We start from the raw sequence: 11,678 nt of genomic DNA, 5'->3' as shown, positions 1-11,678 counted from the left end.
GGCCCCATCGAAGCAGCGGCGATCGGAGCCTGCTTGCACAGAGCCGGCCCCATCGAGCAGCGGCGATCGGGGCCCGCTCGGACAAGCAGGCCCATCCAACCGTGAATGCCGCCGGGCGCGCTAGCGCAGTCGTTTGGAGCAGTGCGGGCATCCCTGGACGTGCCGGTGGCCGCCGCGCCGGTGCACGGCCCGGCCGCCCACCGGCACCCGCCCGTCCGACAGCGACGAGTCGCTCGTCAGTATGGCCACCTGCAGCCGGCGCAGCTCCATGGAAGGTTCCAGCCCGAGGTCCTTGGTGAGGATGTGCCGCCCGTCGCGGTAGACGTCCAGCGCCTCGGCCTGCCGCCCGCTGCGGTAGAGGGCGATCATCAGCTGCCCGCGGAACCGCTCGCGCAGCGGGTGCTCGCGCACCAGCGCGGACAGCTCCCCGACGAGCTCGGAGTGCCGGCGTAATCGCAGGTCGGCGTTGATGCGGTCGGCCAGCGCGGCCAGCCGCTGCTCCTCCAGCCGGGTGGCCTGGCGGTGCAGGAAGGAGATGTCGTTCAGCCCGGACAGGGCCGGACCGCGCCACATGTCGAGCGCGGTCCGCAGCAGGTCGCTGCCCCTGGCGACGTTCTTCGCCAGCAGCGCCTGGCGGCCCTCGCGGACAAGGGACTCGAAACGCCAGGCGTCCACGGCGTCGTCCGGCACGCGCAACTGGTATCCGGTCGGCCGGTGCGAGATCGGCACGCTCTCACCCAGCGTGCGTCTGAGCCGGTGGAGCTGCAGCCGCAGGCGCTGGCCGCCGGCGTCACCGGCCTCCGCGCCCCAGAGGGCGTCGATCAGCAGCTCGCTCTGCGCGACCATCCCGTGGTGGCAGAGCAGCAGGGCCAGCAGGCTGCGTTGCTTGATCGAGCGCGGGGATAATTGGTGCTCCCCGTCCATGACTTCCAGCGCGCCCAGAATGCCGAACTGCATGAGTATCCCCTGACTGCGCGTCTCGGGCCCTTCCCGCCGATCTAGGATAAGACCTTCTATTCCGCCGGGAAACGCCACTCCAGAAACTGCTCTGAAACGCAAGTGAAACGGGGCGTAAGCACACTCAAGGCTGGCCGATGATACCTGTGTCGGCCTTCAGTGCATTCGGGGTAAAAGCGCCGAATGGGGGGATATGGTGAGTTCTTTTCGGCAATTTCATCAGATGTCTTTACTGCGATCAAGGCCATTGATCGTCCTGGTCAGCATGGTCCTGCTGGTTTTCGGGCTCGCTCCCGGGAAATCGGCGGCCGCCGTATCGGGGCCCAAGGATTCGCACGCCCACGGCACGCCGCCGCGCGCGCCGGTCCAGCGTCCAAATGTGGACAAGTTAGGTCCACTGGCCACGCTCAAGGGCACGATACCGATCAAGCGCTCGACCTCGGTCGCCACGTCGGCGGCCGCGACCAGGGCGGCGGCCGCCGACCGGGTGGCATTACGCGCGCTCATCGTCGCCGTGGCCCCGGACGACTGGGGCGTGGCGACCTGGAAATCGGTCCTCGACCGGGTCGGCGCCCGCTACGACATCCTCTACAGCAGGGCCCAGGCACTCACCGCGGCCGACCTCGTCCGGCCCGACGGCACCGGCGCGTACAACGCCATCCTGCTGACCAACAACTCGCTGCTCTACTTCGACGGCTCCGCCTACGTCAGCGGTCTCGACGCCACCGAGTGGAACGTTTTATGGGCGTACGAGCGGGACTACGGCGTCCGCCAGGTCTCCCTCTACACGGCCTACGGCACCTGGCCCGAGGACTACTGCCTGCGCGCGGGCACCGAGGGTGGCATCGGCGACACCCCCATCGCCACCGCTCTCACCGCGACCGGCGCGAACGTCTTCGACTACCTGAAGACCGGCGTGAACGTGCCGATCTCGCTCTCGTACGTGTACCGCTCCACCGTGGCCGCCGGCTGCGCGGCCGACGTGATCATGACCGCCGGCTCCGACGTGCTCGGCGTGCGCAGTACCTCCACGGACGGCCGCGAGCGGATGGCCCTGACCTTCACCTCCAACCAGTACCTGCCCCAGGCCGACCTGCTGACCTTCGGCCTGTTCCGGTGGGCGAGCAGGGGGTTGTTCCTGGGCGAGCAGCGCCACTACCTCAACGCCGACGTGGACGACTGGTTCAACTCCACCGACCACCTCTACGCCGACGGCCACCTGGAGACCGACCCCGGCTACCGGCTGACCAGCAACGACGCGGCGAGCACCTACACCCAGCAGAACAGCTTCCGCGCCGCCAACCCGCTGGCCGCCGCCTTCAAGCTGAACATCGCCTACAACGGCGACGGCGCCAACCCGGCCGCCTTCTCGTCCTGCCTGGCGTTCCTCAGCCCTGACCCGCTCACCAGCTACTCGCGCTGCCGCGCGAGCTCGTTCGCCTGGATCAACCACACCTACAGCCACCCCAAGATGAACTTCACCGACTACGCCACCAGCCGCGCCGAGATCCAGGACAACCTCACCAGGGCCGCCGCGCTGGGCCTGAGCGTGGACCCGACCGTGCTCAAGACCGGCGAGTACTCGGGCCTGGGCGTCTACCACCCCGACCCGAACAACGACATCGACCCGCCGACCGACTTCGGGCTGGCCTCCTCCAACACCAACCTGCTGCAGGCCGCCGCCGACCTGGGCGTGAAATACCTGCACGGCAACATGTCATTCGGCAGCCACCAGCCGTCCTGCTTCAACTGCGGCATCCGGCACCCGCTCGAACCCTCGCTCATGATCGTGCCGGACTGGCCGACGAACATCGCCTACCACACGACCACGCCCCCCGAGGAGACGCTGTTCTACAACTCCTACTACGGGCCGGGCGGCAAGTTCCCGTACTGGCCGGTCGACCAGACCTACGCCCAGATCCTGGGCCACGAGAGCGACGTGGCGATGCAGCACGTCATGTCGGGCTCGGTCTACACGCACACGTTCCACCAGGGCAACCTGCGCAACTACGGCGGCAACCAGAGCCTGGTCTTCGACTGGCTGAAGGCCGTCATGGCCAAGTACAACGGCTACTACAAGGTGCCGCTGCTCACCCCGGACTGGGGCACGCTGGCCCGGTACGTCGAGAGCCGGACCGAGCACTTCGCCGGGCTCGCCGGGGTCGACGCCGTCCATGACCGGGTGGCCGGCACGATCACGTTCGAGACCACGGCCGCCACCACGGTCTTCGCCACCAACGCCGCCGCCGCGGGCGCCACCGCGTACGGCACCGACACCATCGCTCACCTGACCCTCACCCCCGGCACCCCCGTCACCGTCCCCGCGAGCGTGCGGCCGTGAGAATGACCTTCGTGTCGGAAGGCACGTACCCCTTCGCCATGGGCGGGGTCAGCGTGTGGATGGACCAGCTCATCAGGGGCATGCCCGAGCACACCTGGGACGTCGTCACGATGACCGTGGACGGCGCGGAGCGTCCCGTCTGGGACCTGCCGCCCAACCTCGGCCGGATCGTGTCCGTGCCGCTGTGGAAGGCCAGGCCCCGGCGCTCCACGCGAGCGCCGGGCCCGGAATTCGCCGACATCTACGGCCGCTTCCTGGAGATGGTCCTCACGCCTGCCGTCATGGGCGCGGGCAGTGAGGAGTTCCTGTCGGTGCTGGAGTCCCTCTACCGCTACGCCCACGACGGCGGCGACCTCGTGGGCGCGCTCACCGCCAACGACTCGCTCACCCAGCTCATGGACGCCTGGTACTGGAACAGGACCGACGGGCTCAACCTGGCCGACGCGATCACGGCCGGCGACCTGATGGGCCACATGCTGCGCCCGCTGTCCGAGCCGCCGCCGCGTACGGACCTGGTGCACGTCGCCATGAACGGCCTGAGCCCGCTCATGGCGATGACCGCCAAATGGCAGTACGGCACCCCCATCGTGCTGTCCGAGCACGGCGTCTACCTCAGGGAGCGATACCTGCAGTACGTGGACGAGCCGGTCTCCCACGCCGTCCGGGTGCTGCTGCTCAGCTTCTTCAGGCGGCTGGTCGCCGCCGCGTACGTCGCGGCCGACCGCATCGCGCCGCACTCGTCGTACAACCGGCGCTGGCAGATCCGCAACGGCGCCGACCCCGGCCGCATCCGCATCATGTACAACGGCGTCGATCCCGCCGACTTCCCCCCGGCCGAGGCCGATCCCGAGGTGCCCACGATCGTCTTCATGGGCCGGGTGGACCCGCTGAAGGACCTGCACACGCTGATCCGCGCGTTCGCGGTGGTCCGGGACAAGCTTCCCGACGCCCGGCTGCGCATGTTCGGCGGGGTGCCGGCCGGCAACGAGAGCTACCACCAGAGCTGCCTGGACCTCATCGACGAGCTGGACCTGGCGGGCGCCGCCACGTTCGAGGGCCGGGTCTCGACCCCCGTCCTCGCCTACCACTCGGGCCACGTCATCGCGCTGACCAGCATCTCCGAGGGCTTCCCCTACAGCGTCGTGGAGGCCATGGCCTGCGGCAGGGCCGTGCTGTGCACCAACGTCGGCGGCGTCGCCGAGGCGGTGGCCGAGGCCGGGATGGTCGTGCCGCCCCGCGACCACGTGGCCGTCGCGGACGCCACGGTGCGCCTGCTGGAGGATCCCGCGCTGCGCAGCCGGCTGGGCGCGCTCGCCCGCGCCCGCGTGCTGGAACGCTTCACCCTCCAGCAGTCCCTGGACGACTACCGCGCGGTCTACGCGGAGCTCCTGGGAGACGCTCCATGACCACCCTCGCCCCCAACGACGAGCAGCCACCCCGCTCGATCGGCGACCTCATCGAGCCCATGGGCTCGGGGATCTTCCGGGCCGTCGAACCCCTCCAGGTCGCCGCCATCCTGGAGTCCCAGGGCCTCAACGACAAGATCGCCCGGGAGCGGTACGGCCACGACGACGTCTTCTCCCTCGCCGAGGCCGCCTACTCGCACATCGCCGCCATGAACACCCCGCGCCCGCCGGCCGGCGCCGTGCTCCGGCGGGCCAGGCCGCTCGCCCAGATGCTGCACGGCCTGCTGTACGGCCTGCCCGCGGCGCTGCTGCCGGCCGCCTCCGGGCTGGTGGGCACGCAGTGGCTGGTGCCGGGCCTCGTGCTGACCACGGGGATCGGCTGGGTGCTCGGCAGCGCGGCGGCGCAGCTGGCGTACTCGCTGGTCGGGAAGGGCTTCCCGCGCTCGGCGGGCCGGACGCTGCGCACCGGGCTCATCCTCGGCGTGGTCGCCGCCATGTGCATGGCCTCCGTGCTCGCCCTGGTCAGGAACGGTCCCGTGGCGCTGGTGGCGCTCTGCGTCATGCAGATGGCCTTCCAGATCGCCTCCGGGATCCTGCTGTTCTACCGGCGCGAGGGCTGGCTCGCCGCCATGATGCTGCCCGCCGTGATGGCCGGGATCGCCTACATCGCCATCGGCGACAGCCGGGTCGGCCTGCTGGCGGTCTGCGTGGGAGTGGTCTGCATCGCCGCGGTCGTCGGCGCCGCGCTCCTGCTGACCCTCGCCGCGGGCGGCGACCCGCCCGCCGCCGAACCCCCGCTGCGCACGCTCGTTCGCCCCGACGTGCGCGCCCTGCTCCCATCCTTCCTGTACGCGCTGCTGACCGCCGTATTCCTGCTCCAGGCCGAGGCCAGATACGTCCTGGACAGGACCGACATCGCGGTCGCCGGCGCCGGGCTCGTGCTCGGCATGGGAGTGCTGGAATACCGGGCGCACGTGTTCGAGGACGAGGCCAGGGCGGCGATCCGGAAGGTGTGTTACCCGGCCGAGTTCACCCGGCACAGCCGCCGGCTGCTGGCCAAGGGCGTGCTGATCTGCCTCGCCACCCTGTCCGTGCTGGCCGCGCTGCCGCTGTCGTTCCTGTACTTCACCGGCACCCTCTCGTACGAGAGCGTGGCCATGGCCGCCGCCCACGTGGCCGTCGGCGGGGCGTACTTCCTGGCCTTCCTGCTGGCCAACCAGGGCAAGGTGGTGCTGCTGTGCCTGGCCCAGGGGGTCGCGCTGGCCGTGCACCCGGTGGGGCGGCTGCTGCTGCCCGCCGGCTCGCCGGCGCTCGCCGACGTGCTGCTCTTCCTGGGCGCCGCGTCGCTGTTCTTCGTCATCCTGCTCGCCCTGATGAGCCGCAGCCTCAGGGACGTCAAGCAGTATCGCTGAGTTCACCATCTGGAGGGACCCATGCACGTCGTCATACTCGCCGGCGGGAAGGGTGTCCGCCTGCGCCCGTACACCTCCGCGCTGCCCAAGCCCCTGGTGCCCATCGGTGAGGAGTACGCGATCCTCGACATCATCCTGCTGCAGCTCACCAGCCAGGGTTTCACCCGCGCCACGCTCGCGGTCGGGCACCTGAGCCCGCTCATCCGCGCCTTCGTCGGCGACGGCTCGCGCTGGGGCCTGGAGGTGGACTACACCGAGGAGGTGGTGCCCCTGTCCACGATCGGGCCGCTGTTCCCGATCAGGGACCGGCTGCCGGAGCACTTCCTGGTCATGAACGGCGACGTCCTGACCACGATCGACTACGCGGACCTGCTGGCCCGCCACGTCGACTCGGACGCGCCGCTGACCGTGGCCACCTCGCCGCGCGTGGTGAAGATCGATTTCGGCGTGCTGGAGGCGCAGGGCGGCCGCATCGTCGGCTTCAGGGAGAAGCCGCTGCTCAGCTATCACGTGAGCATGGGCGTCTACGCCCTCTCCCGCAAGACGATCGCGGAGTATCCGGAGGGCATGCCGTTCGGCTTCGACGAGCTGGTCCTCGACCTGCTGGACAGGGACCTGCCGCCCAGCATCTACGAGTTCGACGGCTACTGGCTGGACATCGGGCGGCCCGACGACTACGACGAGGCCAACGCCCGCTTCGACGAGTACCGGTCGCTGCTGCTGCCGTCCACGGCCGCGCCCGCCGGCCAGGTCCGGCGTCGCGGGAACGGGTGAGGTGAGCCCCTCGATGAGCACGGTCGTGCTGTTCGGCGCCACCGGCTTCCTCGGCCGCCAGGTCAGGTTGCTGCTGTCGGAGGACCCGCGGGCCGACCGGCTGGTCTGCCCCGGCCGGGCCGAGCTGGACCTGCTCGCCGCGACCCCCGCCGACGTGGCCGGCCTGCTGCGCTTCACCCGCCCGTCCGTGGTGGTCAACTGCGTGGGCCGGATGTCGGGCGGGCACGACGAACTGCTGCGCGGCAACGCGGGGGTCACCGCGCTCCTCCTCGACGCGATCGCCGCCGTCGCGCCCGGCGCCCGGTACGTCCGCCTGGGCTCGGCCGCTGAGTACGGCCCCGGCGAGCCCGGCCGCTCCCAGCACGAGGACGACCCGGCCCGCCCCACGAGCCCGTACGGCATCAGCCACCTGGCCGGCACCCTCATGGTCGAGCAGGCCGGCGCGGTGGACGGCGTGTCCCTGCGCCTGTTCAACCTCGTCGGCCCCGGCGTCTCCACCGAGAACGTGCTCGGCCGCGCCCGCGAGCTGCTCAGGACCGCGAGCGGGCACCTCGACCTGGGCCCCCTCGGCGCGATGCGCGATTTCGTGGACGTGCGCGACGTGGCCGACGCCGTCGTGCGCGCCGCGTTCGCCCGCGAGCTGCCCGCGCGGGTGATCAACGTGGGCAGCGGCCGCGCGGTCCCGGTCCGCGAGGCCGTCACCCTGCTGACCGCCGTGGCGGGTTTCACCGGCGAGGTACGCGAGAGCGCCCCCGAGCACTCCAGATCCAGGGCGGTGAGCTGGAGCCAGGCCGATATCGGCCGGGCCTGGCGCGTCCTGGGCTGGCGGGCCGGGACCCCGCTGGCCGACTCGGTCAAGGCGATGGTGTGAGGAGAGGCTGGATGGGACGGCTGCTCGCGCTGACCGCGCTGACCGGCTGTGCCGCCCGCCCGGCCCCGCCCCCTGCCCTCGCGCTGGACGAGGTGACGAGCTTCACCTATGTCCTGCAGGGCTATCCCGGTGGGCGCCTGGACACGGTCGAGCGCGCGCCGCACCAGCTCGCGATCGTCGACCTGTCCCGGGACGGCACCACAGGCGGCTACTTCACCGCCGCGGAGATCGCCCGGGTGCGCGCGAGCGGCAAGAAGGTCCTGGCCTACTTCGAGATCGGCTCCATCGAGACGTTCAGGACCGAGTACCGGGCGCTGCGCGGCGGCGCGCTGGTGCTCAACGTCTGGCCGGACTGGCCGGACGAGCACTTCGTCCGGTACTGGGAGCCCGACTGGTGGAGCCGGGTCGTCCGGCCCCGCATCGACCAGGCCCTGCGGGCCGGCTTCGACGGGGTCTACCTGGACACGCCGCTCGCCTACGAGGAGATCGACCTGGCGCGGGTGCCGGGCGAGACCCGTGACAGCCTCGCCCGCAAGATGGCAGGCCTGGTCATCCGCGTCAGCGCGTACGCCAAGGCCGCCCGCCCCGGCTTCCTCGTCGTGCCGCAGAACTCCCCGGAGCTGCGCCTCCAGCCCGGGTACGCCGCGGCCATCGACGGCATCGGCATGGAGGAGCTGTTCTTCAGGGCCACCGACCGGCCCTGCCGCCAGTCCTGGTGCCGGGGGAACCTGGACCACACCCTGGCCCTGCGCGCGCTGGGCAAAGCCGTGCTCGCGACCGACTACGCGAGCCGGCCGGCGAACGTCGCCGCCGCCTGCGCCCGCTACCGCAAGCACCGCTTCGCGGGAAACGTCACCGTGGTCGACCTCGATCGCGTCAGTCCCCCCTGCAAGCACGGAAAGGAAGGAGCATGAGATGCCGAAAACTGTCGGCGTTGTCGGCATGGGCTACGTGGGTCTGACGCTGACCGCGGCGCTGGCCCGCAAGGGCTACGTCGTGCACGGCGTGGACGTCAGCCCCCGGGTGGTCGAGGCGCTGTCCAACGGGCGGATCCACGTGTTCGAACCGGGAGTCGAGGAGACCTTCGCGGAGTTCCTGGACCGCAGCGTGTTCATCTCCGACCGGCTGCCCGCCGAGCCGCTCGACGCCGCGATCCTGTCGGTCTCCACCCCAGTGGACCTGTCCACCGGCGAGCCCGACCTGCGCAACCTGCGGGCCGCGGCCGAGCACGTGGCCGAGCGCCCGAGCACCCTGGTCGTCGTGCGCAGCACCGTGCCGATCGGCGCCAGCCGCGCCATCGTGCTGCCCGCGCTCACCGCCCGCTGGAGCCGGGCCAGGCTGGTCATGGCGCCCGAGCGCACCATCCAGGGGCAGGCGCTGCGCGAGCTGGTCGAGCTGCCCCAGGTGATCGGCGGGCTGGACGACGACAGCCTGCGGGCCGGGATCGAGCTGTTCGACGGCCTGGTGGAGCAGATCGTGCCGGTCTCCGGCCTGGAGACGGCCGAGATGGTCAAGCTGTCCAACAACTGCCACACCGACCTGATCTACGCCTTCGGCAACGAGCTGGCCCTCATCGCCGAGCAGCACGGGCTCGACCCGCTGGAGGTCATCAGGGCCACGAACCTCGACTACCCGCGGCCCGACCTGGCCAAGCCCGGTTACGTGGGCGGCGGGTGCCTGTCGAAGGACCCGTACATCATGCTGTCCAGCACTGGGCCCGAGCGCCGGCCGTACCTGGTGGGGCAGGCCAGGGCGCTCAACGAGCGGCTGCCCGTGCACGTCGCCGAGCGGGTGGTCGAGCTGGTCAGGCAGACGTTCGGGCACGCCGACGGGGTGCGGCTGTCGGTGCTGGGCTGGGCCTACAAGGGCTGGCCGGCCACCGACGACATGCGCGGCACGCCCATCGCCGACATGATGCCGGTCTTCCGCGCGGCCGGGCTGGTGGTCAAGGGGCACGACCCACTGGTCTCCGACGACGTCATCCGCGAGTACGGCGGCGAGCCCGTCAGCCTGGACAAGGCGTTCGCCGACGCCGACGCGATGATCGTGGTCAACGACCATCCCGACTACCGCGGCATCGAGGTCGAGGCCAGGATGGCCACCTGCGGCGTACGGGTGCTCTTCGACTCCTGGCGCATCCTGGACGAGGCCGCGGTCACCCGGCACGGCGTGCGTTACGCCGGCATCGGCTACCTGGCCGAGAGGAGCGGGGCATGAGGGTCCTCCTGCTGGGCGGCGCCGGGTTCATCGGCGTGCACCTGGCGCGGCGGCTGCGCGCGGCCGGGCACGCCGTCACCGTCGTCGACGACTTCTCGCGCGGGCGCCGCGACACCGCGCTGGACGGGCTCGCCGCCGACGTGCGCTCGGCCGACCTCACCGACCCGGCCTCGTACGCCGGGCTCGAACGCGGCTGGGACCAGATCCACATGCTGGCCGCGGTCGTCGGCGTGCGCAACGTCGAGTCCGACCCCGCCCGGGTCATCAGGGTCAACACGCTGGCCCTGATGCACCTGCTCGAGTGGCTCGGCCCCGGCGACCGGCTGTTCTTCGCCTCCACCAGCGAGGCGTACGCGGGCGGGGTGAGCGCGGGGCTGGTGCCCGTGCCCACGCCGGAGGACGTGCCGCTGGTGATCGAGGACGTGGGCGCGCCGCGGTACACGTACGCGATCAGCAAGGCGCTCGGCGAGGCCGCCGTCCTGCACACGGCGCGGGCGAAGGGGTTCGAGGCCGTCGTCGGCCGCTTCCACAACGTCTACGGCCCGCGCATGGGCGCCGACCACGTCATCCCCGAGCTGTCGCTGCGCGCCGCCCGCGGCGAGAACCCCTTCACCCTGTACGGCGCCGACCAGAGCCGCGCCTTCTGCTACGTGGACGACGCCGTCGAGGCCGTGCTGCGCCTGATGGCCACGCCCGAAGCCGCCGGGCGGATCGTGCACATCGGCAACGACGCCGAGACCAACATCGGCGACCTGGCCAAGCTCGTCCTGCGGATCGCCGGCGTCAACCCCGCCGTCCGCCACGTGCCCGCGCCCGCCGGCTCGGTCGCCCGCCGCTGCCCCGACCTCACCCTGCTGCGCGACCTGACCGGGTACGAGCCCCGCGTCGCCCTGGAGGAGGGCGTACGCCGGACGTACGAGTGGTACCGGGAGTCGTATCCGGGAACGGGGACACCATGACGCAGCCCATCGCGTTCTACTACGGGGCCGGGGAGCTGGAACGGCTGTCCAGGTTCGACAAGGTCGTGCTGCAGGCCGACTTCTACGCCCGGGACGAGCTGGACCTGCTGCGCGAGCGCGGCGTGCAGACGCTGGCGTACCTGTCGCTCACCGAGGACGTGGGACCGCCCGCCCCCTGGCACCGCGCCGAGCGCAACCCCGACTGGGGCGGCGCCTTCGTCCACACCGGTGACCCCCGCTGGGTGGCCCACGTGGTGGACCAGGCGACCACGGCCATCGCCGCCGGGTTCAGCGGGTTGTTCCTGGACACGCTCAACATCGAGCAGAACTACCCCGAGGACCTGCCGCACCTGCTCTTCCTCATCGCCGCGATCAGGGAGGAGGCCCGGCCCGCCTACCTGCTGGCCAACCGGGGGTTCGGGCTGCTGCCGCAGATCGCGGAGCTGGTGGACGGCATCCTGTTCGAGTCGTTCTCGGCGCGCTGGGTGGACACCGAGAGCTACGCGCCGTGGCCCGACGACGTGCTGGAGGTGCACGCCTCCGTCGCCGAGCGGCTGCTGGGGCTGGACCTCGACCTGTACGCCCTGGACTACGCCGACAACGACGAGCTGTGCGACTTCGCCATGCGGCGGGCCCGGGAGTTCGGCATGTTGTGCTTCGTCAGCGACCGGGTGCTGTCGCGCATCTGAGAGCGGGCGCGCCGCCGCCCCGCGGGCGAGCGGCGGCGCTCAGACGCCCTGT

General features: G+C 71.2%; 10 protein-coding genes. 9 read left to right on the top strand and 1 reads right to left on the bottom strand.

The window, feature by feature from the left end; translation table 11 throughout:
- Window positions 1-120: 120 nt before the first annotated feature.
- Window positions 121-957 (bottom strand): AfsR/SARP family transcriptional regulator, encoded by an 837-nt coding sequence (locus BLS95_RS16215; RefSeq protein WP_090931893.1) that lies wholly within the window; start codon window positions 955-957, stop codon window positions 121-123.
- Window positions 958-1,336: 379 nt separating this feature from the next.
- Between BLS95_RS16215 and BLS95_RS16210 the strand changes: the two genes are divergently transcribed.
- From BLS95_RS16210 to BLS95_RS16170, 9 genes are read left to right on the top strand one after another with little or no spacing between them, the layout of a single operon-like run.
- The gene (locus BLS95_RS16210) at window positions 1,337-3,298 is read left to right on the top strand and encodes an Agd3-related carbohydrate deacetylase (RefSeq protein ID WP_143043731.1); all 1,962 of its coding nucleotides are present in this window, start codon (window positions 1,337-1,339) and stop codon (window positions 3,296-3,298) included.
- A 2-nt stretch (window positions 3,299-3,300) separates the two neighbouring features.
- Window positions 3,301-4,704, top strand: a complete 1,404-nt coding sequence (gene pelF, locus BLS95_RS16205; protein ID WP_090931889.1) for a GT4 family glycosyltransferase PelF — start codon at window positions 3,301-3,303, stop codon at window positions 4,702-4,704.
- Window positions 4,701-6,116, top strand: coding sequence for a hypothetical protein (locus BLS95_RS16200; RefSeq protein WP_090931887.1), 1,416 nt, complete (start codon window positions 4,701-4,703; stop codon window positions 6,114-6,116). Before pelF ends, BLS95_RS16200 begins: the two co-directional genes overlap by 4 nt.
- Window positions 6,117-6,137: 21 nt before the next feature.
- Window positions 6,138-6,890 (top strand): sugar phosphate nucleotidyltransferase, encoded by a 753-nt coding sequence (locus BLS95_RS16195; RefSeq protein WP_090931885.1) that lies wholly within the window; start codon window positions 6,138-6,140, stop codon window positions 6,888-6,890.
- 13 nt (window positions 6,891-6,903) lie between these two features.
- On the top strand, window positions 6,904-7,761 hold the full coding sequence (locus BLS95_RS16190) for an NAD-dependent epimerase/dehydratase family protein (protein ID WP_090931883.1): 858 nt from the start codon (window positions 6,904-6,906) through the stop codon (window positions 7,759-7,761).
- A gap of 11 nt (window positions 7,762-7,772) precedes the next feature.
- Complete coding sequence (locus BLS95_RS16185; protein WP_090931881.1) at window positions 7,773-8,675, top strand: glycoside hydrolase family 191 protein; 903 nt, start codon at window positions 7,773-7,775, stop codon at window positions 8,673-8,675.
- Window position 8,676: 1 nt separating this feature from the next.
- Window positions 8,677-9,978: a nucleotide sugar dehydrogenase gene (locus BLS95_RS16180; protein WP_090931879.1), complete on the top strand. Its 1,302-nt coding sequence runs from the start codon at window positions 8,677-8,679 to the stop codon at window positions 9,976-9,978.
- Window positions 9,975-10,937, top strand: a complete 963-nt coding sequence (locus BLS95_RS16175; protein ID WP_090931877.1) for an NAD-dependent epimerase/dehydratase family protein — start codon at window positions 9,975-9,977, stop codon at window positions 10,935-10,937. Before BLS95_RS16180 ends, BLS95_RS16175 begins: the two co-directional genes overlap by 4 nt.
- Complete coding sequence (locus BLS95_RS16170) at window positions 10,934-11,626, top strand: hypothetical protein (protein WP_090931875.1); 693 nt, start codon at window positions 10,934-10,936, stop codon at window positions 11,624-11,626. The genes BLS95_RS16175 and BLS95_RS16170 overlap by 4 nt, the downstream gene beginning before the upstream one ends.
- Window positions 11,627-11,678: the final 52 nt, after the last annotated feature.

Origin of the sequence: Nonomuraea jiangxiensis, assembly GCF_900099965.1 — a bacterium.
GTDB classification, from domain to species: Bacteria; Actinomycetota; Actinomycetes; order Streptosporangiales; family Streptosporangiaceae; genus Nonomuraea; species Nonomuraea jiangxiensis.
Note: the sequence above shows the minus strand (reverse complement) of the source record. Positions and strands in the feature narration are given on the sequence as shown.